The organism is Agrobacterium sp. 719_389, from assembly GCF_900188475.1.
Classification (GTDB): domain Bacteria; phylum Pseudomonadota; class Alphaproteobacteria; order Rhizobiales; family Rhizobiaceae; genus Agrobacterium; species Agrobacterium radiobacter.
In genome coordinates this window covers 77,097-102,817 of the sequence record NZ_FYEM01000012.1, presented here as the reverse complement: position 1 = coordinate 102,817, position 25,721 = coordinate 77,097, and the positions used below count along the sequence as shown (strand labels likewise).

Genomic DNA, 25,721 nt, shown 5'->3' with positions numbered 1-25,721 from the left:
AATGTTTGTTATTTCGGCTAAAAGCGTTCGGTAATTCCGAAAAGAGGCCGTCATGTCGCAAGACCAGAAATCCGTCGAAAACCTCACCGAGCTTGAAGCCTCTTCCGAGCTCGCATTTCTGGCGGCCGAGCTTGCGCGCCATGATGCCCTTTACCACGGCAAGGACGCGCCGGAGATTTCGGACGCCGACTATGATGCGCTGAAACGGCGCAACGATGCCATCGAGACGGCTTTTCCAGCGCTGGTGCGGGCCGACAGCCCATCGAAGAAAGTCGGCTTTGCGCCGCTTCCGACCTTTGCGCCCATCGTGCATGCGCGGCCGATGCTGTCGCTCGACAATACGTTTTCGGAAGAGGATCTGCGCGATTTCGTCAGTTCCGTCTATCGCTTCCTCGGGCATCTGCCTGATGACTCCATCGCCTTTACCGCCGAGCCGAAGATCGACGGGCTTTCCATGTCGATCCGCTACGAGAACCGCAGGCTGAAGACCGCGGCGACGCGTGGTGACGGCACGACGGGCGAAAACGTCACCGCCAATATCATGACCATCAAGCAAATCCCGAACGAGCTTCCTTCGGACGCGCCCGATGTGGTGGAGGTTCGTGGTGAGGTCTATATGGCCAAGAGCGACTTTATGGCGCTCAACGCCCAGATGGAGGCCGAAGGCAAGCAGACCTATGTGAACCCGCGCAACACGGCATCCGGTTCGCTGCGCCAGCTCGACGCCAATGTGACGGCGAAACGCAAGCTCAGGTTCTTTGCCTATGCGCTTGGCGAGGTCTCGAATGGCGGCCAGCCGACGCGCATCGCCGATACGCAATATGGTATTGTCGAAAAATTCCGGGACTGGGGTTTTCCGGTCAATCCGCTGATGAAGCGATTCACCTCGGCCGAGCAATTGCTTGAACATTATAATGAAATCGGCGTCGCCCGGCCGGATCTCGACTACGATATCGACGGTGTGGTCTATAAGGTCGACCGGCTCGACCTTCAGGAGAGACTGGGCTTCCGCTCGCGCAGCCCGCGCTGGGCGACCGCGCACAAGTTTCCGGCCGAACAGGCTTTTACCACGGTTGAGAATATTGAAATCCAGGTGGGACGCACCGGGGCGCTGACGCCGGTTGCCAGACTTACCCCGATCACCGTCGGCGGTGTCGTCGTCACCAATGCGACACTGCATAATGCCGATTATATCGAAGGTATCGGCAATAGCGGCGAGCGCATCCGCCCGGAGGACCACGATATACGCATTGGCGACACGGTCATTGTGCAGCGCGCCGGCGACGTCATTCCGCAAGTGCTGGATGTGCTTCTGGAAAAGCGCCCGGCCGAGGCTGTGAAATATGCATTCCCAGAGAAATGTCCGGTTTGCGGTAGCCATGCGGTGCGGGAGCGCAACGAAAAGACCGGCAAGCTCGATTCGGTCACGCGCTGCACCGGCGGTTTCGTCTGCCGGGCGCAGGCGGTGGAGCACCTGAAACATTTCGTCTCGCGCAACGCCTTCGATATCGAAGGGCTTGGCACCAAGCAGATCGACTTCTTCTTCGAAAGCGACGATCCCACCCTGTCGATCAAGACCGCACCGGATATTTTTACGCTGAAGGTTCGGCAGGAGGCGTCTACGCTCACCAAGCTCGAAAATATCGACGGCTTCGGCAAGGTCAGTGTCAGGAAGCTGTTCGACGCCATCGATGCCCGCCGCGAGATCGACCTGCACCGGCTGATCTTCGCACTCGGTATCCGTCATGTGGGCGAGACCACGGCGAAGCTTCTGGCGCGATCCTATGGCACTTACGAACATTTCGAAGAGAGCATGAAGGCGGCGGCCGATCTGGCGAGCGATGCCTGGGCCGAACTCAACAGCATCGACGGCATTGGCGAGGTGGTGGCCCGCGCCATCATCGAGTTCTACAAGGAACCGCGCAATCTCGATGTCATCGACCGTCTGATACGGGAGCTTCGCCCGAAGGAGGCCGAAAAGCCCTCTACCGAAGGCAGCCCGGTGGCAGGCAAGACGGTCGTGTTTACGGGTTCGCTGGAAAAGTTCACCCGCGATGAGGCGAAGGCCCGGGCCGAAAGCCTCGGTGCCAAGGTTGCAGGCTCCGTCTCGAAAAAGACCGATATTCTGGTGGCAGGGCCGGGGGCCGGTTCCAAGCTTGCCAAGGCGACTGAACTGGGCGTGCAGACCATGGACGAGGACGAGTGGCTGGCGCTGATCGGTGGCTGATGCGCCGTCATGGCAATGTTGTCCTCTGCCGCTAAAGCTTTGCGCCTGAGACGGAGAGCACAGCATGGATGACCGTATTGTCGTCACCCCACAGCAGGTCCGGGCGCTGGTCACCAGCCAGTTTCCGCAATGGGCTGATCTCGATGTCCGGCCGGTCGAACTGAGCGGCTGGGATAATCGCAGTTTTCGTCTCGGTGACGATATGCTGATCCGCATGCCGAGTGCCGCCCGTTATGTTGCACAGGTGGAAAAGGAGCAACGGTGGCTGCCGGCGCTTGCGCCGCTCCTGCCTTTCCCGATCCCTGCACCATTGGCGCTGGGAAAGCCGGGAGAGGACTATCCGTTCTGCTGGTCCGTCTACCGCTGGCTTGAAGGCGAACCTCTGGCACGGCATCTGGAGCGCGTCGATCTTTCGACTGTCGCCATTGATGTCGCCGCGTTTTTGAAAACATTGCACGGCGTGGATGCTTCGGATGGCCCGCGCGCGGGCGCGCATAACTTTCATCGCGGCGGGTTGCTCTCGGTCTATGACGGGGAGGTGCGGGCCTCGGCAGCACGCCTTGCCGATGAGGTGGATCATGCGCTGGCGATGGAGATCTGGCAGCTGGCGCTTTCCAGCCGCTGGCAGGGGCGGGGTGTCTGGGTGCATGGCGACATTGCCGAGGGCAATCTGCTGATGCAGGACGGCCGCCTTTCAGCCGTCATCGATTTCGGCAGTTCGGGCGTCGGCGATCCATCTTCCGATCTCATTCTCGCCTGGAATGTACTCAATGCCGAAAGCCGCGCCGTTTTTCGCCGGGCGCTGGAGCTTGATGATGCCACATGGCAGCGCGGGCGCGGCTGGGCGCTGTGGAAGGCGCTGATCGTGCTGGATGCCGAGCGCGACCGGAACGAAAGAATGGCCGAATGGTCGCGACGGACCATTCGGGAAGTGTTTGCGGATCACTTACTACGCTGAAAGCGCCTATCGAAGTCGTGCCATCACATGGGCATCGACGAATTTTCCATCACGATAGGCATCGTTGCGCAGGGTGCCTTCGCGTTCGAAACCGAATTTTTCGTAAAGCCGGATTGCCGGAAGATTGTCGGTGAAGACATTGAGTTCGATGCGGCGGATATCGTGCCAATTATCGGCGGTGTCGATCAGCGCCCCAAGAAGGTGCGACCCTACCCCTTTTCCCGCGAGATCGTCGTGAACGCTGATCGCCAGATCGGCGATATGGGCCTGTCGTCCGGCCCTGCGAAACAGTCCGCCATTGGCGACGACCTTTCCGCGCCATTCTCCTATGATCGAAATATCGTTCGGACCGCGGTTCTCCATCGCCTTCCTGGTCTTTTCCACAGACTGGAAAGGTTGCCGCAGCGTGCCGTGACGGACGCCCGGCAGGTTGAACAGTTCGGTCAGGGCTTCGGCATCATCCAGACGCGGCGCGCGTAGGAGGATGTCGCGTAACTGGAACTGATCATCTTCATTATCGGCAAATTTCACGTTCTGCATGCCTGTCTCCTTGGGTGGTATGGGAGCAGGCTTGCAAACCCTGCTCTATTGGCAGGGTGGAAATGGATCGCTTAACGCGATGCCATACCTTTCCCTGCCGGGTGGCCGGTGATGGTATGGCGACGGGTGGTGTTCTGTTTCGCGATCATGCGCGCAGAATGCTTTTGCCGTGTAGCGCTGTCAAGCCGGTGCGTTGCGCAGCAGGCTTCTGAGTTTTGCCGGAAGCCTGCCGTCGATCGCTGCAAGACCGGCGGCGATCATTGCCATGCCGGCGAAGTGCTTCATTTCCAGTTGCTCCCCGAGCAGCAGCGAACCGAGCAGGATGGCGCTGACGGGGATGAGGAAGGTGACGAGGGCAAGGTTGGTGGCGCCGGCGCTGGCAAGAATACGGAAGAAGATGAGGTAGGCGAGCGCTGTCGACAACAGGGCGATGCCGATCAGCGCGCCCCATGTGCCGAGGCTCGGCATGGCGAGTGTCCAAGGTTTATCGATGAGAAGGGCGGCCGGGATCAGCATCAGCGTTGAAGAGGAAATCTGGCCGGTGGCGGTCATCAGTGGCGGCACGCCCATGGCCTTGAAGCGGCGGCCGAAAATGCCGGCAAAGGCATAGGAGACGGCCGCGCCAAGAATGGCGATCTGGCCCCAGAGACCGGATGAGCCGGTAAAGGCGGCCGGGCCGATCATGGTCGCCACGCCGACAAAGCCGATCAGCACGCCGGTGAGCTTGTTGCCGGTCATCTTCTCGTCGGCGGTCAGAAAATGGGCGACGATGACGGTGAAAAGTGGCGTCGTGGCATTGAGGATCGAGGCAAGCCCGCTGGCAATATGGGTCTGACCCCAGACGATCAGGCAGAAGGGAATGATGTTATTCAGCAGGCCCATGCCGAAAAACGCACGCCACACCGTCCATTCTCGCGGCAGGCGAAGGCCCATGATGCGGCAGACGAACAGAAGCGCGATCGCCGCAAGGCTGACACGCAGCGTGACGATGGTGACGGGCGGCAATTCCTTGACCGCAACACCGATGAAAAAGAATGATCCGCCCCACAGGAGCGAAAGCGCGACAAGCATCGCCCATTCACTGGCATCCATCTGTTTCTGTATCGCCATCATCATCTCCCAAAGCATGAGCATCGACATGATCGCAGGCGGGATCGCCGCCATCCACCCGATATCGGTTGAGTTTACCTCAAACCGAAGATGGGCGGTTTTTAATGCGTTTCAGGTCTTATTGCGTCTATTTACTCCCTGTTTTATGGTGTTTTCAAACGATTGTTTCTCGTGCGATAATTGAGATGAGCTAAATTATGGCAACCGAACTTCCTTCTTTGAAAGGACTGCAGGCCTTCGAGGCCGCAGCGCGGTATCGCAGCGTCACGCTTGCTTCCAATGAGCTGAATGTCACACCGGGCGCGGTCAGCCTGCAAATCCGGGAGCTGGAGGCACGGCTCGGTGTGCAGCTTTTTTCCCGCAAACCGCGCAGCATCCAACTGACGCGTGAAGGGGAACGTTATTACGGCGCGCTTCGCACCGCCTTCCGGATGATGCGCGAGGCGACGGCTGAACTGACGGCGCGCTCCGAAATCACCGTTCTGACGCTCAGCTGCACCCCGACTTTCGCCGTGCAATGGCTAATGCCGCGATTGCCGGCCTTCCAGCAGCAACACCCGCATGTGGATGTCCGCATCAGCGTGACGAACCGGTTGGTGGATTTTTCAAGGGACGACGTCGATCTGGCGGTGCGGCATGGTTTTGGCCGGTATGAAGGGCTTGAGAGTATCCGCTTCATTGATGACAGCACGCTGCCGGTCTGCTCGCCGCAGCTTCTTGAAAAATACGGGCCGCTTCAGGAGGCGGGTGATCTGAAGTCCGTTCCCCTGCTGCATGATGAAAACCGCAATGAATGGCGGCGGTGGCTGGAGGCGGCGGGGGCATCTGATGTCGATGCCACCGGCGGCACCGTCTTCATCGACAGCAATGGCGCGCTGGATGCGGCCAAGGCCGGGCACGGCATTGCGCTGACCCGGCGTTCGCTCGTTTCCCGCGAGCTTGCGGAAGGCGCATTGATCGCCCCCTTTGGCAAGGACATGGCCAGCACGCTTGCCTATTTCCTCGTTTATCCCAGGCGTATGCTCGATAATCCCGATCTGGTGACGCTCATCGACTGGATGCTTTCGGAGGCGCGATCAGCCGAGGCCGGTTCTCTTTGAGGTCAATCTGGTTTATGCCGGAATGAAACAACGGGAATCACTCTTGAAAACCATCGCCATCGATTTCGAGACCGCCAATGAGGAGCGGGGCAGCGCTTGCTCCATCGGGCTTGCCTGGATAGAGGACGGCGAGATCGTTCGCGTCGAGGAGCGTCTCATCCGGCCGAAGGACATGCGGTTTTCGCCCTTCAACATCGCCGTACACGGGATTCGCCCTGCCGATGTCGAGGACGCGCCGGAATTCCCTGAGGTGATGGAGGAGTTCATCGACGACTTCCACGGTGCGACGATGATCGCCCATAATGCCGCCTTCGATTTCAGCGTCATGCGGGCGTCGTTCGACAAGTACCGGCAGTCCTATCCGGATCTTTCTTATCTGTGCAGCGTCAAGATCGCCCGGCACGTCTGGCCGCAGCTTGAATCGCATAAGCTGAATGTCATTGCCCATCACCTCCAGCTGCGTTTCGTGCACCATAATGCCGCCGAAGATGCCGTTGTCTGCGCGGCGGCGTCGATTGCGGCGGCCAAGGCGCTGCGTGTCACCCATATCCGCGACCTGCCGGAGAAGATCGGCATGGTCGCAGGCCGTCTCACCTCCACCGGCTACCAGCCCTGCAGCATGAAAAAACGCGCCGTCTCCCGGGTTGCGTAACCGTTCCGCGCACTTATGTTTGAAGCAGCGTAACGGAGAAGATGCGATGACGATGAAAACTCTGTCGGGTTTGTTTGCGGGCTTTCTGGCATTGCTTCCGGTCACTGCCGCGCATTCGCAGGTTGTCGGTGAAGTTGGCGTCGACTGGATCGGCAACGACATCGTCATCGAGGCGATTGCCGATCCGAAGATCAAGGGCGTGACCTGCCATGTGACCTATTTCGAGCGCGGCGTCATCGACCGGCTGAAGAACGGCAACTGGTTTGAAGACCCATCAAACAACGCCATTTCCTGCAGCCAGACGGGACCGGTGGAGATCGGCGATATCGATCTCTCGAAGGGCGGGGAAGAAGTGTTCCGACAGGGCATGTCGCTGGTCTGGAAGAAGCTGGTCGTCAGCCGCGTCTATGACAAGGCCAATGACACGCTTATCTATCTGGTGCATGCACGGGAGCTGACTGACGGTTCGGCCAAGATGGCGATTTCCACGGTGCCGCTCTATAACCAGCAGGTCACATGGGAAAAGGGCAAGCCGTAAGGCTCGCCCCTGCAATTACCCTATCGATGCTTGGATCAGGCTGCTTCGCGCGCCAGTTCGTCGGCAATGACCGTGTCGAGGTTGAGGAAGCAGACCATGCTCTTTTCCAGCGCCACGATGCCGCGGCAGAAGCTGCGCTGTTCTTCCGGAATGATATCGGGCGCGGGCTGCAGGTCTTCGGAGCGGATGGTCATCATATCGGAGACCTGTTCCACCAGAAGGCCGACCAGTTTGCCGCCGATATCGGTGACGATGATAGCGGAGCGTTCGGAGGGCTCGGTCATCTTCATGCCGAGACGACCGGCCATGTCGATGACGGGGATGACGGCGCCGCGCAGGTTGATGAGGCCGAGAACATAAGGCGGCGTGTGCGGCATCGGGGTGACCGGCGCCCAACCGCGGATTTCGCGGATCGCCATGATGTCGATGCAGAATTCCTGATCGCCCAGATGGAAGGAAACGATTTCGAGATATGCGCCGGATTGCTTGATGGCGTTGGACATGACGGCAGGTTTCCTCTGATGGCTCTCTAACAGGCCCGCGCAGGATTGAGCTTTATGCGGTGGCCGGAGAATGGACCGGGAGACATCATGTCGAGGCTTTAAAAACCGCTATGGTCATAATGCACAGCAAGATTTTAAACTTTCCCTAACAATTGCTGCTGCCCCGCCGGCAAAACCCAGTATTTTGGCGGTTTTCGCGCTCACGCAAACAGGTTATGATGGGCATATGAACGCGCTCGTTTCCCATCCGCTGAAGTTTATTCTGGCTAGTCTTGCCGCTGTGGCCTCGCTTGCCATTGTGCTTCTTGCCTTTGACGGCTGGGTGCGGCACGGCACGGATATTTTCCTGTCCACGGTACAGAGCGGCATCGCCTGGTGCCTGTGACGCGTTTTCCAGCTGCGGATTTGTGACAAATCAGCGCGGTTCCCGCAAATACGCCCAGTTGATTTGCCGTCCCCGTCGCCTTTCGTTATCTGTCTGCCAGGGCCTGCGATATGCCGCCGGCTTTCGGGGTAGGATTGGACAATGAGAAATATTCGCATCGTATTGTGGGCCGTCGTGCTCGTTCTCGCCGGCGTCGTCAGCTGGTTGACGATCGAAATGACGAAGACGCGTAATGAAATGGTGGAGACGGCCTATGGCGTGCCTTTCCAACTCACGGCGCAAAACGGCCAGCCGATCACCGAAAAGGCCTTTCAGGGCAAGCCGACAGCGCTGTTCTTCGGTTTCACCCATTGCCCGGAGGTCTGCCCTACAACCCTGTTCGAGCTTAACGGCTGGATGGAGAAGGTGGACCCGGCCGGCGACAAGCTGCAGGCCTATTTTGTCTCTGTCGATCCCGAGCGCGATACGCCTGAGATCATGCAGCAATATGTCTCCAACGTCTCGAAGCGGATCACGGGCATCACCGGCCCGGCCGACAAGATTGCCGAGACGCTGAAGGGTTACCGCATCTATGCCAAGAAGGTGCCGGTGGACGAGAAGGATCCGAATGGCGATTACACCATGGATCACACGGCGTCCGTCATCCTGCTCGATGCCAATGGCCGCTTTGCGGGGACGATTGCCTATGGTGAAAATCCCGATGTCGCCGAGCAGAAACTTCAAAATCTTCTGAAGGGTACGAAGGTTTAATTACGCGCGGCTTATTGGACTGACTGCGGTTTTGTGGCAAAGGCAGACACAGAACTATTAGCCAGAGAAAGCAGCCCGCCGTGAGCGAAATCCGACTTTACGTCACCACGACCGAAATCCAGGCGGGTGAAATCCTCGATCGCATGTCGGACTATTTCGGCGAGGAGGATGTCGCGATCGCCACCACCGAGGTGGATGAGAAGCGCGATATCTGGGAAGCCTCGGTCTATCTCATGGCCGATCAGGAAGAAGAGTTCCGCGAGCGTGTCAGCGCCCTGCTTGCTCCTGCCTTTCCCGGTCTCGTCATCGAGAAGGAGACCGTTCCTGACGTTGACTGGATCGCCAAGTCGCTCGAGGGGCTGAAGCCGGTCAGGGCAGGGCGCTTCATCGTGTATGGCGCCCATGATCGCGATAAGGTGCAGGCGAACGATCTGGCAATCGAAATCGAGGCGGGGCAAGCTTTCGGTACGGGCCATCATGGAACGACGGCAGGTTGCCTTGAGATGATAGAGGAAGTTCTGCGGGCGCGGACGGTGCGCAATGCGCTGGATCTCGGCACCGGCAGCGGCGTTCTGGCGATTGCGGTGCGCAAGATGCGTCCTATTCCCGTGCTTGCGACAGACATCGACCCCATCGCCGTGAAGGTGGCGAAGGAGAATGTGCGGCTGAACGGTATCGTCTCCGGGCTGGCGCTGGAAACCGCGCCGGGCTTCCATTCGGACGCCTTCCGCAAGCACGGCCCGTTCGATCTCATCATCGCCAATATTCTGGCCCGGCCGCTCATCAAGATGGCGCCGCAGCTCGTCACGCATCTGGCGCCCGGCGGCACCGTCATCCTGTCCGGCATTCTGGCGTCGCAGCGCTGGAGGGTGCTTTCCGCCTATAATGGCGCCCGGCTTTCCCATGTCCGCACCATCTGGCGCAATGGCTGGGTCACGCTGCATCTGCGCAGGGACTGAACCAGCGGCAACATCCCTTTCGGGCAAAAGAAAAGGCGGCGCTTTCGCGCCGCCTGGGAACCCGCGAGCATGGGAGGAGCTTGCTCAAGCGGGTCGACGTATTCCTGTTCGGCGCAGTGGAGGGAGGATAGCCGCGCCGGACGTCATCAGAATACGTAGCTGGAATTTGCCTTGCGACGCAGATCGGCGCGGTTCATGCCGAGCGCTTCCAGCGACTTGTCGTCGAGGTTCAGAAGGGCGGCGTTGACGTGGCGGCTGACCTGACGCTCGCGTGCTTCAACGACGCGATCGAAGGCGGTGCGGAGGAAAGATTTTGCCATTGCTTCAAATCCTTGTTTGCCAGGAGAGTGTCTCTCTCGCTGTGTTGCCCTGAAGATAAGCGATGTGTTTTTGTTTGGTTAGAGGGGATATCTCAGGGTAGATATGCGTTTTTCGCATATCATATTGCCTTGAGTATTACTTATTTCGCGAAATATGCACAATTTATCGCCGCAATCCCATCTGTCATATATGGCTTGAAACCGGCTTTGTCCGCATGGCATTGTCGTTGCGCGCCAATGATTTGATGGCGCGACCGTCCAGTTTTTCTCATGACAGTTCCCGAAAGACGCTCATGTTCCAGACCTTCGAAAACAAATCCGCGCCACAATTCGGCAAGGCCCGTGTCGAGGCGCTGCGCGCCGGTTTCGACGCCCTCGGCATCGACGGTTTTCTGGTGCCGCGCGCCGATGAATATCAGGGAGAATATGTGCCTGAGTGCGCCGAGCGCCTCTCATGGCTGACCGGCTTTACCGGTTCCGCCGGCATTGCGCTGGTGACACGCACGCAGGCGGTGGTTTTTGTCGATGGCCGTTATACGACGCAGCTGAAGTCGCAGGTCGATCAATCGGTCTTCAGCGGCGGCGATCTGGTTGGCGCGCCGCCCTCCGTCTGGCTGGCCGAACATGCGCCACAGGGTTTCCGGCTCGGCATCGATCCGTGGCTGCACACCGGCGCGGAGTTGAAGCGGCTGGAAAAGGTGCTTGCCGGCAAGGGCGGCTCGATCGTTCTCCTGGAGAAGAACCCGCTCGATGCCCTGTGGCGGGATCGTCCATCCGAGCCGCTTGAGCCTGTCGTTATCCAGCCCGAGGCCTTTACCGGTAAGCTGGCGAAGGAAAAGATCGCCTCGCTGGCGGAAACGGTCTCGGCAAAGGGCGCGGATGCCCTGCTGGTTACTGATCCGTCGTCCATCGCCTGGATTTTCAACGTTCGCGGCAATGACGTGCCGCATACGCCGCATCCGCTCGCTCGTGCCATCATCTATGCGGATGGCAGGGCGGATATTTTTCTCGACAAGCGCAAGACCGGCATCGAGGCCGAGGCCTATCTGGCGCAGCTCGCGACACAATTGCCGCCGTCGAAGATCGCAGATCGCCTGCACGCCATTGCCAGCGCCAAGGGGCGGGTGATGGTCGATGCCGATCTGACGCCGGTGGCGCTGACAGGTGCAATCACCGCGGCGGGTGGCGCCCTGATCGAGGAGGCTGATCCTGTCCGCTTGCCGCGCGCGCGCAAGAACAAGGCGGAGCTGGCCGGCTCGGCAGCCGCCCATGTGCAGGATGGGGCGGCCATGGTCGAATATCTCTGCTGGCTGGACCGCCAGCAGCCCGGCAGCGTTACCGAAATCGCCGCCGTCAGGGCGCTGGAGGCCGCTCGCGTCAAGGTGGGGCAGGGGCTGCAAAACCCGCTCAAGGACGTGTCTTTCGACACGATTTCAGGCGCCGGCGAACATGCCGCCATCATCCATTACCGCGTCACGACGGATACCGACCGCACACTTGCTGATGGGGAGATGTTTCTCGTCGATTCCGGTGCGCAATATGTCAACGGCACCACTGATATTACCCGCACGGTTGCTATCGGCGCCGTTCCGGACGAGCAGAAGCGTTTCTTCACACTGGTGCTGAAGGGCATGATCGGCATCAGCACCGCACGGTTTCCCAAGGGAACGCGCGGTTGCGACCTCGATCCGCTCGCGCGCATCGCGCTCTGGAAAGCGGGAGCGGATTACGCCCATGGCACCGGCCATGGCGTCGGCTCCTATCTTTCGGTGCATGAGGGCCCGCAGCGTATTTCGCGGCTTTCGACGCAGGAACTGCTGTCCGGCATGATCCTGTCGAACGAGCCGGGCTATTACCGGCCCGGCGCTTTTGGTATCCGCATCGAGAACCTCATTTATGTGCGCGAGGCGGAAGAGGTGGCTGGCGGGGACCAGCCGATGTTCTCCTTCGAGACGCTGACCTGGTGCCCCATCGACCGCAGGCTGGTGGTCACCGCTCTCCTGACCGAAGAAGAACTCAACTGGCTGAACGCTTATCACGCCGGGGTTCTGGAGAAGCTTTCTCCGTTGATCACCGACGAGGAGGTTAAGGCGTGGCTCGTTGCCGCCACGAAGCCATTGGAGCGGGTCGCTTAAAGCAGCCCGAAATGCCTGATGGCGATGACGATGGCCCAGCCGACGGCCAGCATCGTCAGGCCCGGAAACCGCAGGCAGACCAGAAGCGCCGCCACCATGCCGATCTTGACCTCGTATCCGCCTTCAAAAAAGGCGGGTGCGACGAGCGTGGTCAAAACCGCGACCGGAACGGCGTTCAGTCCCGCCTCCATGCGCGGCGGGATGGATTTCATCCGCATCATCAGCACATAACCGCCGATGCGGGTGAGGTAGGTGGCGATGGCGGCGAGCGCGATCAGGATCAGCGTATCGGTGTGCAGCATATCGCTCATGGCGTTTCCACCCCGCTTTCAGAATTCGTCCCGCCGTTCGGTTTCGGCGGATAAAGGACCGCGACGAGAATTCCGGCGACTGCGCCGAGGCTCACATGCCACGGTGAACCGACGATGTGATAGGCAACCGTTGCGCCAACCGCGCTTGCCAGCATGACAGGGTAGAAATTCTCCCGCTGGCGGAAGCTCAATACCATGCCCATGAAATAGATCGGCAGCAGCACATCGAGACCAATGGCTTTCGGATCGCCGACCATATTGCCGAGCGATGCGCCGAGGATGGTCATGGCCAGCCACAGCACATAGACGGGCGCGGCAAAGCCCATGTACCAGGAAAAGCCCACCGTGCCAGTATTCTCGTATTTCCTGACCGATTCGGCGAATTGCGGATCCACCAGCACGAAGAAACCCGCGGCCTTCTGCAGGAAAGACCAGTTCGAGATCATCCGGGCAATGGCAGCCGAATAGAGGATATGGCGGAAATTGACGGCGAAGACGGAAAGAACGATCAGCCAGGGTGCAACCTTCTGGCCGAACAGTTCGATACCGACAAGCTGGCTTGCGCCCGCATAGACGGTGCCGCTCATGATCGTGGCTTCGGTGACGCTCAGCCCGTTATCGACTGCGACCGCGCCGAACAGCGCACCGAAGGGGGCGGCGGAGAGGGCGATCGGGAAACCGCTCTTCAATCCCTCGCGAAAATCTGCATTGAACATGTCTGGAAACTCCTTGCCCGCCGCTCTATCGCCGTGCCGGCCGGCTGGCAAACGAATTGCATGAATGGATCGATTGATTAACTTGAAGCTTCCGTTACGGTATCGCCCCATATGGCCGGTGCCGGGCGGCTTCACCGCCGTCTTCCCGCGCACCTCAACAGTCAGACGATGGAAGATCGATGCTGGAAAAGCAGGAAAAGGCCGCGCTGGCCGCACGTATCAGGGATTATCTTGCCCGTGAGACCGAAACCGAGATCGGCCATCTACAGGCGGAGATATTCGTCGATTTTCTGGCCGAAGAAATGGGATACGTGTTTTACAATCAAGGGCTTCGGGATGCGCATGCGGCGATCCTGAGACGCCTTGAGGATGCGGCGGGCGATATCGACGTGCTGGAGAAGGCGAAGCCGCGGTAACGGCACTCTCCTTCCTCATCCCTGTGACGAGCACAGGAACGGGGCCTAATCCCGCAATATGTCGCGGCTTTTGAGAACGATTGCGCCCTTTTCCCGCATGGTGGTAATCGCGGCCTTGATGCCCTGGGAATCGATTCCGCGGCTGGCATCTTCGATGAAACGCACTTTCACATCAGGCAGCATGTCGAGGGCATCGAGGACCGAAAAGCTGACGCAGTAATCGGTGGCGAGGCCGCAGACGTCGAGTTGCGTGACGCCCTGGCGGCTCAGATAGTCGGCCAGTCCCGTCGTCGCGCCCTGGTCATTGTCGCGAAAGGCGGAATAGCTGTCGACGGCGGGGTTTTCGCCCTTCTGCTGGATGTAATCGAAGTTTTCCGTCTTCAGATCCGGGTGGAATTCCGCATCCGACGTGCCCTGCACACAATGGTCCGGCCACATCATTTGCGGTTTGCCGGAGAGTTCGCCCATGTCGAAGGGCTTCTTGCCGGGATGCTGCGAGGCGAAGCTGCCGTGATTTTCCGGGTGCCAGTCCTGCGAGGCGACGATGAGATCGTAACCGCCATTGTCGATCAGGGCATTGGCGATGGGCACGACCTGGTCGCCATCGGCAACGGCCAGGTTGCCGCCCGGGCAAAACCCGTTCTGGATATCGATGAGCAGCAGCGCCTTCATGATGTGCCTCCCTTTTGAGGGCAGGATGCCAAGCCGGCTTTGGCGGATCAAGCCCCTTTCGACCTATCCTGCAGGCACGCGTCTTTCCGGCAGGGGCTCGCCCTGTCGCAGTCCTGCCGCATTTGCAGCAAATTTCCGGCCAAGTCGGAATTTACCTGACAGTGCGGCGACGGAAATTTTAAGGCCGATGACGCCTCTTTAAGGGGCATTTCCCGGGACGATGCAGTGCGGATGCACGCAGTACCCGCGCAAGTCATTGTTTTGCCTTCGCCTTACAATGCGCAGACCTTAACGAAATATTTTTGCAGGGACTCGTAAACACTTTGGTTACCATAATTCGTCATGCTTCGAGCCAGTCAATTCCGAAACCGGCGTGGTGTCTGCCCGCTCTTCGGATGTCCCAAAATCCCTCCGGCGTCGGCCGGGTATGCGTGAACGGTTCGAGTAACGAGTATCATGGCGTTTTCTGCTGCGGCCTATAATGGTGCCGGCTTTACCGGTTCGTCTTCCGCCAAGAGAGGCAAATCCTCTTCGCTCGGACGGATGTCCGCGCTTCTCGGCGGCGGCGTTTTTGCCAGCCTTTTCGCAGTCGCAGCCTTTGCCTCGCTGCATAGCATGGCCGCTGCCTCGCATGGTGTCGGACAGTTTGAAAAGACCCTGGTGACGAGGCTCGATTCGGCTGAGACGGCGATTGTTCGCACGGCCGCGCGAGATATTCACATCCGCAAGTTTTCCCGTTTGAGCGACCATAGCCACGGCCAGCAGAAGGCTGTTCGCCTTGCCGGCATCATGCCCGAGATTGGTGCGAAGGAATTCGGCGAGCGCTTCGGCGCGGCAGCGAACGCGAAAGGGCAGGCAACCGTTAAGGAACTTGCCGCGCTCAAGCCTTCGGCAATCGTCGATTCGGCGCTTGGACGCACCTCCGAGGTCGCCTATCAGAGCGCCGTTCCGCAGCATCCGGCATTTGAAGTGGCGCTGGCGCGGCCGCAGATCGAGGAAGAAGCAAGCAGCCTGCTGCCCGATGATGTGCCGCTGCCGAGTTTCCGTCCTGAAGTCGCGACGGCTCAGGCGGTCGAGCCGTCACCGCGCCCTGCCACACCTTCCAGGGTCGAGGTTGCTTCGGCGCCTGCTTTTGATGCGCCGGTTCCCCTGCGCGCACCTGCGCCGCCCAAGCAGAGCACCGGCGCCATGCTCGCCTTTGCAAAGCCTGATAATCCGATACGCGAACCGAGCAAGATGGATGCGGTTCCGTGGCCGGATCGCGGCAACGGCACGGCGATCTACGATATTTCCTCCGGTGTCGTGCACATGCCGAACGGCGAGAAGCTGGAAGCACATTCCGGCATCGGCAAGATGCGCGACAACCCCGATTACGTGCATGTGAGAATGCGCGGTTCGACGCCGCCCTCCAGCTATCGTCTGACGATGCGCGAGGCGCGGTTCCACGGAGTCGAAGCCATTCGCCTGACACCGGAAAACGGCGTCAACCCGCACGGCCGCGACGGTCTTCTGGCGCACACCTACATGCTGGCGAAACGCGGCGAATCGAATGGCTGCGTTGTATTCCGTGATTATTCGCGCTTCCTTGCGGCCTTCAAGCGCGGCGAAGTCAAGCGCATGGTGGTGGTGCCGAAGCTGAACGGCAACCGGCCGACACTTGCCAGCAGCGGCGGTAAAAGCGGTGGCAAGACCCTGATCGGCATGTTCTCGCGCGGCAGCGACTCCTGAGCTTTCTTAAGTTCTACGCATTTTCTGGACGTAAAACCGCTGCGCATTTTTACTGAAAATGCTTTAGCGACTGCGCCGCTGTGTCAGCATCATGCCGGCCAGGATCAGCAGAATCCCAAGTGCGCTTGCCCAGATTTTCGGTGGATGATCGCTGAAAAGATCAAGAACCACGCCTGAAACCATCTGGCCGCTGATGACCAGAAGGGCGGTATTGACCGCGCCGATGCGCGGGATGAGCCAGCTTCCCGAAGCGATGAAGACGACCCCGATCGGGCCGCCGATAAAGGCGAGCCATGGCGCATCGGCCGCGCCCGGCGGAATGAGGCCGCCGACGATGAGGCCTATGACGGTCAGCACACCAAAACCGACAATGTGGTTCCAGAAGGAGGCGATGAGCGGCGAGTTCGACAGGCTGAGGCGGCCGTTGATCTGGCGGCTCAGCGCCACGAAGACGCCGCCTGTAAAGGCCATGGCGATCCAGAGTATCATGCCGTTCTCCCCACAAGGATGATAAGCGCGCTGCCGCACAGGATCAGCGCCACCGCCGCCATGTCCCGCAGGTCCGGCTTTCTTCTGGGCAGGCCGAAGAGGCCGAAAAGATCAGCCAGGAGGCTGAAGATCACCTGTCCGCCAAGCCCAAGCGCAATGGTGCCGGAAAGCGCCAGCGGCGAATTGACGGCGGTGGAGGTGAGGATGACGATGGCGGCACCCACCACCCCGCCGCAATAAGCCCAGAGCGGCGCTTTCGGTTTTGCCGGTGCTGCGGGATCTTTCTTCGGGCGCATGATGGCGAGATAGATCAGGGCGGCCACCGTGCCGGTTCCATGCGCTGTCCAGGAGGAAAAAAGCGCGTTGCCGTAATGGGCAAGCTGACCGTTGAAATGCACCATCAATGTCAAAAGGCAGCCGCTGGCGAAAGCGGCGGCAAGATGCAGCGGGTTGAGGCGAGGATGCGTCGTGTCTGTCATGGCGGGCCGGAAAGCTGAAGAGGAACCCGAGCTTTAGCCGATATGTACCTGAAGCGGAATCGAATTGCGCCGCTTTGCTACTTCACGCGACATTATCCTGTGCGTTGCGGAACAAGCCACCCTGCCGCGCATTATTCCACCATGAAGAAAACGACACGCAAACCATTGAGCCGGATGACGATTTTCGTCATTTCGATTTTCGTTCTCGCAGCCGTGGTCGCGGCCGTCTATCTTGTCGGATTCACGCCCGGCGAAGTGTAAGATAGATAATTCAATGAGCGGCTGGAGCGGTCTTGCCCTTGCCGCCTCCCATAACCACCTTCGCCTTCGCTATGGCGAAGCGGATGCCGCGCAGCAGGAAACGACTGGTTTCCAGAAAGGCGCGATAGGGCAGGACGGTGAAATAGCGCCAGCGCGGAAGGCGGTAAATGCGCAGATTGTTCTGGATTTGGCTTTCCCCGTCCGCATCCTGGGTGGCGCAAAGCGGGTAGATGAAGGCGGCCTTGAGGCCAGCGAGATATTCCAGATCGAATGCGATGTCGTATGCGAGCCGCATGGGGATCAGTTTCGATATCCATTTTCCGGCGCGGCGGTTGACGAGATAGGCTCCAGACCCTTTTTCCCGCGTGATCGCAATGGCGAGCGAGCGACCGTTGGAAAGCGGGCGGAACGGAAATTTCCGGCCATTGCTGACTGTCGTCAGCCGCAGCAGATCCCAGTCGCTGCCGTTTAGCACCGCCTCATCGACGGCGTTGAGAAAATCATTATCGAAGACCACGTCATCCTCGAGGATGAGTGCTATATCGGCGTCGCCTTCCATGAATTTTTGGGCGCAGGCGACATGGCTGAGATAGCAGCCGATCTCCGGTGGAGAGGTTCGGCGGCCATGCATGAGCATGTAGGAAATCTCACTGAATTCCGGGATCGGATAATTCAGTTCCCTGCCATTGACGCCGGGGACGCGCTCCGCCTTCAGCCCCATGGCGTCAAGGCGCGCGTTCATATCCGCGAGACGCTTGGTGGCGCTGTCCATGTTGATCAGGAAAACCGCAAGCTTGCGCTGGCTTTTCGGTAATATATGCAAAGCAGTCCTCACCCGGTTTTCACATCCCCATTGCAACTCCTTTATTGCAACGGCATGACGTGGGCTACGGAAAAAGCGGTCTGCGGGCACTCATAGTTGTCGAATCAAACCTTTTCCACAAATCCATCCAGCACTCGCTTCTGGCCGGCGCGATCGAAGTCGATCGTCAGCTTGTTGCCTTCTATGGCGGAAATATTGCCGTTGCCGAATTTGAGATGGAAGACGCGGTCGCCGACAAAGAATTTCGACGGTTTGTCCGCGACGGATTTTGCCACCAGCTCGCCCTCTATCGTACGGGTGCGCGGGCCACTCTCGCCGTAACCGATCCGCTCCACCGCATGGCCGGAGCGGGTGCCCCAATTGTCGCGGGTGGCGTCGCTGCGGTTCTGCTGCGCGCGTTTCCAGCCGGGGGTGGAATAGTTGTTGGTGAAGGGGTCGGCCTTGTCGAAACGCGACTGGCCGTAGCCGCCGCGCCCACCATAACCGCCGTAATTGCTGTCGGATGCCGCGACATCCACATGGGCGGGCGGCAGTTCATCAAGGAAACGCGAGGGCAGGGTGGATTGCCACAGCCCGTGAATGCGGCGGTTCGAGACGAACCAGATATGGCAGAGCTTCTTGGCGCGGGTGATGCCGACATAGGCAAGACGACGTTCTTCCTCCAGACCGGAGCGACCGCCTTCGTCCAGCGCCCGCTGGTGCGGGAAGAGGCCCTCTTCCCAGCCGGGCAGGAAGACGGTGTCGAATTCCAGACCCTTGGCGGAATGCAGCGTCATGATCGAGACGGCATCGAGATTTTCGTTCTGCTCGGCATCCATGACGAGCGCGACATGCTCGAGGAAACCGCGCATGCTCTCGAAGGCTTCCATCGAGCGAATGAGTTCCTTGAGGTTCTCAAGGCGTCCGGGCGCTTCGGCCGTCTTGTCGGCCTGCCACATGGCGGTATAGCCGCTTTCGTCGAGGATCTGCTCGGCAAGCGTGGTGTGTTCGGTGTTTTCCAAGAGGCCCTGCCAGCGGCGGAAATCCTGCACCACATCGAACAGCGCCTTGCGGGCCTTCGGTTTCAGCTCGTCGGTCTCAATGATGTCGGCCGCTGCTGCCAGCATCGGGATATCGCGGGCGCGGGCATAGTCGTGCAGGTTGCGGATGGTCGTATCGCCGAGGCCGCGTTTCGGTGTATTGACGATCCGCTCGAAGGCGAGATCGTCGGCCGGCTGGCAGACGAGGCGGAAATAGGCCATGGCGTCGCGGATTTCGAGACGCTCATAAAAGCGCGGGCCGCCGATGACGCGGTAATTGAGGCCGAGTGTCACGAAACGGTCTTCGAATTCGCGCATCTGGAAGGAGGCGCGAACGAGGATGGCCATATCGTTCAGCTTGTGGTTCTTGCGCTGAAGTTGTTCGATTTCCTCGCCGACGGCGCGGGCTTCCTCCTCGGAATCCCAGGCGGCATGCACCACCACCTTTTCATCGTCAGGGCTGCTGCGCTCGGTGAACAGCGTCTTGCCGAGGCGGCCCTCATTATGGGCGATGAGATGGCCGGCTGCGCCGAGAATATGCTCGGTGGAGCGGTAGTTGCGTTCGAGCTTGATGACCTTGGCGCCGGGAAAATCCTTGTCGAAGCGCAGGATATTGTCCACTTCCGCGCCGCGCCAGCCATAGATCGACTGGTCGTCGTCACCGACGCAGCAGACGTTCTGCGGCTCACCCTTGGCGCGCTGCGCGAGAAGCCTGAGCCACATATATTGCGCCGTATTGGTGTCCTGATATTCGTCCACCAGAATGTAACGGAACTTCTGGTGATACTCCTTCAGAATATCCGTGTGGCGGCGGAAGATGCTGATCGGGTGCATCAGAAGATCGCCGAAGTCGCAGGCGTTCAGCGTTTTCAACCGGTTCTGATAGGCGGTGTAAAGTTCGCGGCCCTTGCCATTGGCGAAAGCGCGGCTGTCACCCTCGGGAATATCCGGCGGGGTCAGCCCCTTGTTCTTCCAGCCGTCGATCATGCCGGCGAATTGCTTGGCGGGCCAGCGCTTGTCATCAAGACCTTCGGCCTGGATAAGCTGCTTGATCAGCCGCACCACGTCGTCCGTATCGAGGATGGTGAAATCCGATTTCAGGCCGACGAGTTCGGCATGGCGGCGCAGAAGCTTGACGCCGATGGAGTGGAAGGTGCCGAGCCAGGGCATGCCCTCGACAGCGCCGCCGACCAGAACGCCGATACGTTCCTTCATCTCGCGGGCCGCCTTGTTGGTGAAGGTCACGGCAAGGATCTGGCTGGGATAGGCGCGGCCGGTTGCGAGAATATGGGCGATGCGGGTCGTCAGAACGCGGGTCTTGCCCGTGCCGGCGCCGGCGAGGACGAGAACGGGTCCGTCAAGCGTTTCCACGGCATCGCGCTGTTCGGGGTTGAGGCCGGAAAGATAATCGGGCGCGGCACGCGTCTGATCGCGCGCAGCCATGGCGCGGGCGGCAATGCCGAGCCCGCCGCCGCTTTCCGCGCCTGCATTATTCGTCGCCCTGCGCGGCGTCACGGGTTCTTCATCGAAGAACGGCATATCGTCGAAACTGTTGCTCATGCGGCCCAATGTAGTGATTCGGGATATAAAGGCCAGAACCGCGTTCTGCTTTTATTCCGGTATCGTCGGTCAAAACGCCTATTCCAAGGCATTTTTTGCATCATGCCTGCCTGTCAGTGTCAAAAGCGGCATCCACCGGGACTTGCAGCGCCACCGCAAGCTGGTTGGTCTTGGCGGCCAGCGCGATGACCCGCAGGAGATCGGCGTGCTGTTCGCCCGTCATGCCCTTGGCTTTGGCGGCGGCCGTGTGGGAATGGGCGCAATAGGAGCAGCCATTGGTGACGGACACCGCGATGTAAAGCATTTCCTTGACCACGGGGTCGAGCGCCGAAGGTGTCGCCATCACCGCCTTGACCTCGGCCCATGTCTTTTCCAGAAGATCAGGATCGAAGGCAAGGTAGAGCCACATATTGTTGATGAAGTCAGATTTGCGGGTGGTGCGGATGTCGTCAAACACCGACTTCACGCGCGGATCGGCTTCGGGATTTTGTGCTTTCGTGACGGTGCTCATGGCTTTCTCCGGCTCTTTTCCTGGGGGCAGATTACCGCGCTGAAGAATATTTGCGATAAAAATGGCCCTCGTCGTGTGTTCGACGAGAATCCATCACAAATTACAATTACGTAAGAAACGGATTTGTGCGTTGCCTCGTTCTAAACGAGGGGGAATACTGCTGCTGTCCCAAAGCCTTCGCTTCAGGGGCTGGTTTATGCTGCGATGATCAACCGGAGAACTATATGCGGGTCTGGAAACAGGTGGGTGTCAGTCTGGCCGTGGTGGGGGCAGGGCTCTGTCTCTGGGGCTTTTATTCGCCCGACGCCCGCAATGTGCTCGCCAGCATCCGGCTCGGCAAAACGCCGGCAGGCGCGATAGAGGTCGCAGCGGCCGGTTCGCCCACAGGTCAGAATGCTGGTTCGCGGCGCAACGGCAACGCCACCCTGGTGGTGACGGCTCCGGTGAAAAAAGGCACGGTCAATGACCGGCTGAACGCAATCGGCAACGGCCAGGCGATCCAGTCGGTTGTCGTTATGCCGCAGACCTCCGGCACGCTTTCAGAAATCCGCACGGCCGCCGGCGCACGCGTCGTGAAGGGGCAGGTGCTTGCGCGGCTCGATGACGAAGAGCAGGTGATCGAACGCGACAAGGCGCAGGTCGCGCTGCGCAGCGCGATTGAAAAATCCAGTTCCTACAAGAACCTCAAATCCGTTTCCCGCCTCGATGTGATGGATGCGCAGATTGCCGAAGAATCCGCCAAGCTGGCGCTCAGCACCGCCGAACTCAATCTCAGGCGTCGTGACATTGTCGCGCCGATTGAGGGCGTGGCCGGTATCGTCGCCGCCAATATTGGCGATAACGTCACCACGCAGTCAACCATCGTCAGCATCGACGACCGGTCGGAAATCCTCGTAAATTTCTGGGCGCCCGAGCGGTTTGCAACCGTGATCAAGGTGGGAATGCCGGTGGAGGCGACCTCCATTTCGCGTCCCGGCGAAACCTTCAAGGGCGAAATCGAAGCGGTCGACAACCGTGTCGATGAGGCAAGCCGCACGATCCGCATCCGGGCGAAGTTCGGTAACGAGAAGGACGAGCTAAGGGCCGGCATGTCCTTTGGCGTCACCATGCGTTTTGCCGGGGAGACCTATGCTTCGGTCGATCCTCTGGCCGTGCAGTGGGATGCGGAAGGCTCCTATGTCTGGCGCGTCACCGACAACAAATCGAATAAGGTTCGCGTACAGATCGTGCAGCGCAACCCCGATGCGGTTCTCGTCAAGGCGGAGCTGGCGGAAGGCGAGCCGGTCGTCATCGAGGGCCTGCAGCGCGTGCGTGAAGGCGGTGCTGTCCGCGTCGGCGAACAGCCGAAGCCGGAGGAGATCGCAAGCCAATGACGCAGCCGCCTTCCGGTCAGGATTCCAAGCTCGCTTTCACCGCATTGTTCGTGCGCCGGCCTATTCTGGCGGCGGTCCTCAACACGCTGCTGGTCGTCGCTGGTCTCGCCGCTCTGGTTGGCGTCGAGGTGCGCGAATTGCCTGACGTCGACCGGCCGTCGATCAGCGTCAGGACCACCTATGAAGGTGCTGCGCCTGAGACGATCGACCAGGAAGTGACACAGACCATCGAAGGTGCGGTGGCGCGTGTCAGCGGCATCAAATCCATCGCTTCCAACTCGCAATTCGGCACCAGCCGCGTGACGATGGAATTTGGTGACAATGTCGACATGGCCGTTGCGGCCAACGATGTGCGTGACGCCATCGGCCGCGTTACCAATCAGCTGCCCGACGATGCCGACGAGCCGCAGATCATCAAGGCGGATTCCGACAGCCAGCCGATCATGCGTCTTGCCGTCACCTCGTCGACGCTCAGCATGGAAGATCTGACCAAGCTGGTGGATGACGAGATCATCGACCGCCTGGCTGCTGTCGACGGCGTTGCCGATGTCGAGCTTTACGGAGATCAGGAAAAGGTTTTTCGCGTCGATCTCAATCAGGCAGCACTCGCCAGCCGTGGTCTGACCGTCACCGATGTTTCCAACGCGCTGGCCAGCGCGGCACTCGACGTGCCGGCGGGATCGCTGAAAAGCACGACGCAGGACATCGTCGTGCGCGCCACGGCGAGCCTGACGAAGCCCGAGGATTTTTCCAACCTCCTCATCAAGAACAATATCCGCCTTCGCGATGTGGCGACAGTCATGCTCGGTGCGGATGACGAATCCACCTCGCTGCGATCCAATGGCGTGCAGGGTGTCGGTCTTGGCGTCATCCGGCAGGCGCAGTCCAACACGCTCAATATTTCCACCGGCGTGAAGGCCGCCGTCGATGCCATGTCCGCCAATCTGCCTGATGGTACACGCATCATCGTCACCAGCGACGACGCCGTCTTCATCGAGGGCGCGCTGCACGAAGTCGAGCTGGCGCTCGGGCTTTCGGCGATCATCGTCGTCGTTGTGCTTTATCTCTTTCTGCGCGACTGGCGCGCCACCCTCATTCCGGCGATTACCATGCCGGTGGCGCTGATCGGCACCATTGTCGCCATCTACATGGTCGGCTTCTCGGTCAATATTCTGACGCTTCTTGCCATCGTTCTTGCCACCGGTCTGGTGGTCGATGACGCCATCGTGGTGCTGGAAAATATCGTGCGCCGCCGGGCGGAAGGCATGGGGCCGCGGGCCGCTGCCGTTCTCGGCACGCAGGAAGTTTTTTTCGCCGTCATCGCAACGACGGCGACGCTTGCGGCCGTCTTCATCCCGCTCTCCTTCCTGCCGGGTCAGCTGGGCGGCCTGTTCCGCGAATTCGGTTTCGTGCTGGCCTTCGCCGTGGGCCTGTCTTCCATCGTGGCGCTGACGCTCTGCCCGATGCTGGCTTCCCGCATGCTGAAGGAGGGGTTGAAGGAACCGACCGGACCGCTCGCCTGGTTCGGCAATGTCTTTGCCTCCACCTACAAGTCAACGCTCTCCGCTTGCCTGAACAATCCGCTGATCGTGATTATCGTGGCGCTGATCTTCTCGGGCCTGTCGTGGATTGCGTTCGGTATGATCCAGAACGAGCTGACGCCGCGCGAGGACCGTGCCTCGATCATGATGCGGGTCACCGCGCCGCAGGGCGTCAGTCTCGAATATACCCGCGACCAGCTGCAGCGCATTGAGGAAAACCTGCAGCCGCTGCGCGACAGTGGTGAAATCCGCAATATCTATTCCATCACCGGCATGAACGGTTCCTCCAATACCGGTTTCATGGTGCTGACGCTCGCCCCATGGGCCGACCGCGAGCGCACCCAGAACCAGATCGCCGCTGACGTCACTTCCGCCGCCAACAAGGTGCCGGCGCTGCGCGGCAGTGCAATGCAGCCGAACAGCCTGCGTATTCGTGGCGCCGGTAACGGTTTGCAGATGGCGATGGTCGGCAGCAATTATGCGGCGCTGACGGCGGCGACGCAGAAACTGCTGCTTTCCATGGAGGAAAGTGGCCTGTTCGATACGCCGCGTTTCGACAATGAGCCCAATCAGGCGCAGCTTTCCGTTTCGATCGACCGCGAGCGCGCCTCCGATCTCGGCATCGATATCACCGGGCTCTCACGCGCCATGCAGTCGCTGCTCGAAGGACGCTCGGTCGTTGACGTTTTCGTCGATGGCGATGCAATCCCGGTGCGGCTCCTGTCCTCCACCCGGCCGATCAACGATCCGACCGATCTTGAAAATGTCTTCCTGAAAACGGGCGACGGCAAGATCGTGCCGATGTCGGTCATCGCTTCGCTGAAGGAAAATGCGGTTGCGCCGCAGCTCAACCGCGAGCAGCAATTGCCCTCCGTCGGCTTCACGGCCAACCTGAAGGACGGCGTTTCGCTCGGCCAGGCCCTGGAAAAGGTGAATGAGCTTTCGCAATCCGTCCTGCCGCCCGGCGCGCGCCTGCTGCCTCTTGGTGAGGCGGCGACGCTTGAGGAGAATTCCAGCGGCATGTTGCTGACCTTCGGTTTCGCGATCGTCATCATCTTCCTCGTGCTCGCCGCGCAGTTCGAAAGCGTCCTGAGTTCGGTCATCATCATGACGACGGTGCCGCTCGGCCTTGCCTGCGCCGTCATCGCGCTGCTGGTTACCGGTTCCAGCCTCAATGTTTACAGCCAGATCGGTCTCGTGCTGCTTGTTGGCGTGATGGCCAAAAACGGCATCCTCATCGTGGAATTCGCCAACCATCTGCGCGATCAGGGTGCGACCGTGCGGGAAGCCATCGAAAAGGCCACCAGCATCCGCCTGCGCCCTGTCATGATGACGATGATCGCCACCATTCTTGGCGGCGTGCCGCTGGTGCTGGCGCAGGGCGCGGGCGCGGAAGCGCGCATCGCGCTCGGCTGGGTCATCGTCGGCGGTCTCGGTTTCGCGACGCTGGTGACGCTTTACATCACGCCGGTCTCCTATCTGCTCATCGCCCGCTTTGCCAAGCCGCAGGCGGATGAGGAAATCCGCCTCCACCGCGAACTCGAACTTGCCGCCCGCCGCAAGGCGCTGGAGGAGGACAAGCCGTTGCTCGCAGCGGAATAAGGTGGGGTTGTCGCCAAACCACATTCGGCGCAATCGCGATGCT

General features: G+C 60.0%; 25 protein-coding genes. 13 read left to right on the top strand and 12 right to left on the bottom strand.

What is annotated here, in order from left to right; all coding sequences use genetic code 11:
* Positions 1–52 precede the first annotated feature (52 nt).
* Both ligA and CFB10_RS20640 read left to right on the top strand, forming a co-directional pair.
* Entirely contained in the window at positions 53–2,227 is a 2,175-nt protein-coding gene (gene ligA, locus CFB10_RS20645) for an NAD-dependent DNA ligase LigA (protein ID WP_020009304.1), read from the top strand.
* A gap of 64 nt (positions 2,228–2,291) precedes the next feature.
* Positions 2,292–3,185 carry an aminoglycoside phosphotransferase family protein gene (locus CFB10_RS20640; protein WP_020009305.1) on the top strand — a complete coding sequence of 298 codons (894 nt, stop codon included), beginning with the start codon at positions 2,292–2,294 and terminating at the stop codon, positions 3,183–3,185.
* Positions 3,186–3,191: 6 nt separating this feature from the next.
* On the opposite strand, the gene CFB10_RS20635 is transcribed toward CFB10_RS20640, so the two are convergent.
* The gene (locus CFB10_RS20635) at positions 3,192–3,725 is read right to left on the bottom strand and encodes a GNAT family N-acetyltransferase (protein WP_020009306.1); all 534 of its coding nucleotides are present in this window, start codon (positions 3,723–3,725) and stop codon (positions 3,192–3,194) included.
* Between the two features lie 180 nt (positions 3,726–3,905).
* Complete coding sequence (locus CFB10_RS20630; protein WP_026363422.1) at positions 3,906–4,835, bottom strand: DMT family transporter; 930 nt, start codon at positions 4,833–4,835, stop codon at positions 3,906–3,908.
* Positions 4,836–5,032: 197 nt separating this feature from the next.
* Here CFB10_RS20630 and gcvA point away from each other — a divergent pair, with 197 nt between their 5' ends.
* From gcvA to CFB10_RS20615, 3 genes are read left to right on the top strand one after another with little or no spacing between them, the layout of a single operon-like run.
* Positions 5,033–5,935: a transcriptional regulator GcvA gene (gcvA, locus tag CFB10_RS20625; RefSeq protein ID WP_020009308.1), complete on the top strand. Its 903-nt coding sequence runs from the start codon at positions 5,033–5,035 to the stop codon at positions 5,933–5,935.
* 43 nt (positions 5,936–5,978) lie between these two features.
* Positions 5,979–6,587: a 3'-5' exonuclease gene (locus CFB10_RS20620; RefSeq protein WP_020009309.1), complete on the top strand. Its 609-nt coding sequence runs from the start codon at positions 5,979–5,981 to the stop codon at positions 6,585–6,587.
* Between the two features lie 46 nt (positions 6,588–6,633).
* Positions 6,634–7,125, top strand: coding sequence for a CreA family protein (locus CFB10_RS20615; RefSeq protein WP_020009310.1), 492 nt, complete (start codon positions 6,634–6,636; stop codon positions 7,123–7,125).
* A gap of 35 nt (positions 7,126–7,160) precedes the next feature.
* Here CFB10_RS20615 and CFB10_RS20610 read toward each other — a convergent pair whose 3' ends face one another.
* Complete coding sequence (locus tag CFB10_RS20610) at positions 7,161–7,628, bottom strand: chemotaxis protein CheW (RefSeq protein ID WP_003522339.1); 468 nt, start codon at positions 7,626–7,628, stop codon at positions 7,161–7,163.
* Positions 7,629–7,698: 70 nt separating this feature from the next.
* Between CFB10_RS20610 and CFB10_RS24225 the strand changes: the two genes are divergently transcribed.
* The 3 genes from CFB10_RS24225 (at position 7,699) to CFB10_RS20595 (ending at position 9,722) form a co-directional block, all read left to right on the top strand.
* Positions 7,699–8,013 carry a hypothetical protein gene (locus tag CFB10_RS24225; protein WP_081629440.1) on the top strand — a complete coding sequence of 105 codons (315 nt, stop codon included), beginning with the start codon at positions 7,699–7,701 and terminating at the stop codon, positions 8,011–8,013.
* Between the two features lie 141 nt (positions 8,014–8,154).
* Positions 8,155–8,763, top strand: coding sequence for a cytochrome oxidase assembly protein Sco (sco, locus tag CFB10_RS20600; RefSeq protein ID WP_020009311.1), 609 nt, complete (start codon positions 8,155–8,157; stop codon positions 8,761–8,763).
* A gap of 80 nt (positions 8,764–8,843) precedes the next feature.
* Positions 8,844–9,722 (top strand): 50S ribosomal protein L11 methyltransferase, encoded by an 879-nt coding sequence (locus CFB10_RS20595; protein ID WP_020009312.1) that lies wholly within the window; start codon positions 8,844–8,846, stop codon positions 9,720–9,722.
* Positions 9,723–9,868: 146 nt separating this feature from the next.
* Here the strand turns inward: CFB10_RS20595 and CFB10_RS24090 are convergent, their stop codons facing one another.
* A complete protein-coding gene (locus CFB10_RS24090) occupies positions 9,869–10,042 on the bottom strand; it encodes a hypothetical protein (RefSeq protein WP_020009313.1) in 174 nt (57 codons plus the stop codon).
* A 293-nt stretch (positions 10,043–10,335) separates the two neighbouring features.
* Between CFB10_RS24090 and CFB10_RS20585 the strand changes: the two genes are divergently transcribed.
* Entirely contained in the window at positions 10,336–12,177 is a 1,842-nt protein-coding gene (locus CFB10_RS20585; protein ID WP_020009314.1) for an aminopeptidase P family protein, read from the top strand.
* On the opposite strand, the gene CFB10_RS20580 is transcribed toward CFB10_RS20585, so the two are convergent.
* Both CFB10_RS20580 and CFB10_RS20575 read right to left on the bottom strand, forming a co-directional pair.
* Complete coding sequence (locus tag CFB10_RS20580; RefSeq protein ID WP_020009315.1) at positions 12,174–12,488, bottom strand: AzlD family protein; 315 nt, start codon at positions 12,486–12,488, stop codon at positions 12,174–12,176. The genes CFB10_RS20585 and CFB10_RS20580 overlap by 4 nt on opposite strands.
* Complete coding sequence (locus CFB10_RS20575) at positions 12,485–13,204, bottom strand: AzlC family ABC transporter permease (protein WP_020009316.1); 720 nt, start codon at positions 13,202–13,204, stop codon at positions 12,485–12,487. Before CFB10_RS20575 ends, CFB10_RS20580 begins: the two co-directional genes overlap by 4 nt.
* 179 nt (positions 13,205–13,383) lie before the next feature.
* Between CFB10_RS20575 and CFB10_RS20570 the strand changes: the two genes are divergently transcribed.
* Positions 13,384–13,620, top strand: a complete 237-nt coding sequence (locus tag CFB10_RS20570; protein WP_020009317.1) for a DUF2164 domain-containing protein — start codon at positions 13,384–13,386, stop codon at positions 13,618–13,620.
* A 45-nt stretch (positions 13,621–13,665) separates the two neighbouring features.
* Here CFB10_RS20570 and pncA read toward each other — a convergent pair whose 3' ends face one another.
* Entirely contained in the window at positions 13,666–14,292 is a 627-nt protein-coding gene (pncA, locus tag CFB10_RS20565) for a bifunctional nicotinamidase/pyrazinamidase (RefSeq protein ID WP_020009318.1), read from the bottom strand.
* 456 nt (positions 14,293–14,748) lie between these two features.
* Between pncA and CFB10_RS20560 the strand changes: the two genes are divergently transcribed.
* Complete coding sequence (locus CFB10_RS20560) at positions 14,749–16,020, top strand: DUF2778 domain-containing protein (RefSeq protein ID WP_020009319.1); 1,272 nt, start codon at positions 14,749–14,751, stop codon at positions 16,018–16,020.
* A gap of 63 nt (positions 16,021–16,083) precedes the next feature.
* On the opposite strand, the gene CFB10_RS20555 is transcribed toward CFB10_RS20560, so the two are convergent.
* From CFB10_RS20555 to CFB10_RS20535, 5 genes are all read right to left on the bottom strand, one after another.
* Positions 16,084–16,509 (bottom strand): DMT family transporter, encoded by a 426-nt coding sequence (locus tag CFB10_RS20555; RefSeq protein WP_020009320.1) that lies wholly within the window; start codon positions 16,507–16,509, stop codon positions 16,084–16,086.
* Positions 16,506–16,988, bottom strand: coding sequence for a DMT family transporter (locus CFB10_RS20550; protein WP_020009321.1), 483 nt, complete (start codon positions 16,986–16,988; stop codon positions 16,506–16,508). The genes CFB10_RS20555 and CFB10_RS20550 overlap by 4 nt, the downstream gene beginning before the upstream one ends.
* A 271-nt stretch (positions 16,989–17,259) precedes the next feature.
* Positions 17,260–18,072, bottom strand: coding sequence for a glycosyltransferase family 25 protein (locus CFB10_RS20545; RefSeq protein ID WP_020009322.1), 813 nt, complete (start codon positions 18,070–18,072; stop codon positions 17,260–17,262).
* Positions 18,073–18,176: 104 nt separating this feature from the next.
* Complete coding sequence (locus tag CFB10_RS20540; protein ID WP_020009323.1) at positions 18,177–20,651, bottom strand: ATP-dependent helicase; 2,475 nt, start codon at positions 20,649–20,651, stop codon at positions 18,177–18,179.
* 100 nt (positions 20,652–20,751) lie between these two features.
* Complete coding sequence (locus CFB10_RS20535; RefSeq protein ID WP_020009324.1) at positions 20,752–21,162, bottom strand: carboxymuconolactone decarboxylase family protein; 411 nt, start codon at positions 21,160–21,162, stop codon at positions 20,752–20,754.
* 224 nt (positions 21,163–21,386) lie between these two features.
* On the opposite strand from CFB10_RS20535, the gene CFB10_RS20530 reads away from it, so the two are divergent.
* Positions 21,387–22,535 (top strand): efflux RND transporter periplasmic adaptor subunit, encoded by a 1,149-nt coding sequence (locus CFB10_RS20530; protein ID WP_020009325.1) that lies wholly within the window; start codon positions 21,387–21,389, stop codon positions 22,533–22,535.
* Positions 22,532–25,678, top strand: a complete 3,147-nt coding sequence (locus tag CFB10_RS20525; protein ID WP_020009326.1) for an efflux RND transporter permease subunit — start codon at positions 22,532–22,534, stop codon at positions 25,676–25,678. Before CFB10_RS20530 ends, CFB10_RS20525 begins: the two co-directional genes overlap by 4 nt.
* Positions 25,679–25,721: the final 43 nt, after the last annotated feature.

What these genes read in the sequence shown, in the direction of transcription:
- ligA (WP_020009304.1), top strand. Translation starts at nt 53, where the DNA reads ATGTCGCAAGACCAGAAATCCGTCGAAAACCTCACCGAGCTTGAAGCC.
- CFB10_RS20640 (WP_020009305.1), top strand. Translation starts at nt 2,292, where the DNA reads ATGGATGACCGTATTGTCGTCACCCCACAGCAGGTCCGGGCGCTGGTC.
- CFB10_RS20635 (WP_020009306.1), bottom strand. Translation starts at nt 3,725, where the DNA reads ATGCAGAACGTGAAATTTGCCGATAATGAAGATGATCAGTTCCAGTTA.
- CFB10_RS20630 (WP_026363422.1), bottom strand. Translation starts at nt 4,835, where the DNA reads ATGGCGATACAGAAACAGATGGATGCCAGTGAATGGGCGATGCTTGTC.
- gcvA (WP_020009308.1), top strand. Translation starts at nt 5,033, where the DNA reads ATGGCAACCGAACTTCCTTCTTTGAAAGGACTGCAGGCCTTCGAGGCC.
- CFB10_RS20615 (WP_020009310.1), top strand. Translation starts at nt 6,634, where the DNA reads ATGACGATGAAAACTCTGTCGGGTTTGTTTGCGGGCTTTCTGGCATTG.
- CFB10_RS20610 (WP_003522339.1), bottom strand. Translation starts at nt 7,628, where the DNA reads ATGTCCAACGCCATCAAGCAATCCGGCGCATATCTCGAAATCGTTTCC.
- CFB10_RS24225 (WP_081629440.1), top strand. Translation starts at nt 7,699, where the DNA reads ATGGACCGGGAGACATCATGTCGAGGCTTTAAAAACCGCTATGGTCAT.
- sco (WP_020009311.1), top strand. Translation starts at nt 8,155, where the DNA reads ATGAGAAATATTCGCATCGTATTGTGGGCCGTCGTGCTCGTTCTCGCC.
- CFB10_RS24090 (WP_020009313.1), bottom strand. Translation starts at nt 10,042, where the DNA reads ATGGCAAAATCTTTCCTCCGCACCGCCTTCGATCGCGTCGTTGAAGCA.
- CFB10_RS20585 (WP_020009314.1), top strand. Translation starts at nt 10,336, where the DNA reads ATGTTCCAGACCTTCGAAAACAAATCCGCGCCACAATTCGGCAAGGCC.
- CFB10_RS20580 (WP_020009315.1), bottom strand. Translation starts at nt 12,488, where the DNA reads ATGAGCGATATGCTGCACACCGATACGCTGATCCTGATCGCGCTCGCC.
- CFB10_RS20575 (WP_020009316.1), bottom strand. Translation starts at nt 13,204, where the DNA reads ATGTTCAATGCAGATTTTCGCGAGGGATTGAAGAGCGGTTTCCCGATC.
- CFB10_RS20570 (WP_020009317.1), top strand. Translation starts at nt 13,384, where the DNA reads ATGCTGGAAAAGCAGGAAAAGGCCGCGCTGGCCGCACGTATCAGGGAT.
- pncA (WP_020009318.1), bottom strand. Translation starts at nt 14,292, where the DNA reads ATGAAGGCGCTGCTGCTCATCGATATCCAGAACGGGTTTTGCCCGGGC.
- CFB10_RS20560 (WP_020009319.1), top strand. Translation starts at nt 14,749, where the DNA reads ATGGCGTTTTCTGCTGCGGCCTATAATGGTGCCGGCTTTACCGGTTCG.
- CFB10_RS20555 (WP_020009320.1), bottom strand. Translation starts at nt 16,509, where the DNA reads ATGATACTCTGGATCGCCATGGCCTTTACAGGCGGCGTCTTCGTGGCG.
- CFB10_RS20550 (WP_020009321.1), bottom strand. Translation starts at nt 16,988, where the DNA reads ATGACAGACACGACGCATCCTCGCCTCAACCCGCTGCATCTTGCCGCC.
- CFB10_RS20540 (WP_020009323.1), bottom strand. Translation starts at nt 20,651, where the DNA reads ATGAGCAACAGTTTCGACGATATGCCGTTCTTCGATGAAGAACCCGTG.
- CFB10_RS20535 (WP_020009324.1), bottom strand. Translation starts at nt 21,162, where the DNA reads ATGAGCACCGTCACGAAAGCACAAAATCCCGAAGCCGATCCGCGCGTG.
- CFB10_RS20530 (WP_020009325.1), top strand. Translation starts at nt 21,387, where the DNA reads ATGCGGGTCTGGAAACAGGTGGGTGTCAGTCTGGCCGTGGTGGGGGCA.
- CFB10_RS20525 (WP_020009326.1), top strand. Translation starts at nt 22,532, where the DNA reads ATGACGCAGCCGCCTTCCGGTCAGGATTCCAAGCTCGCTTTCACCGCA.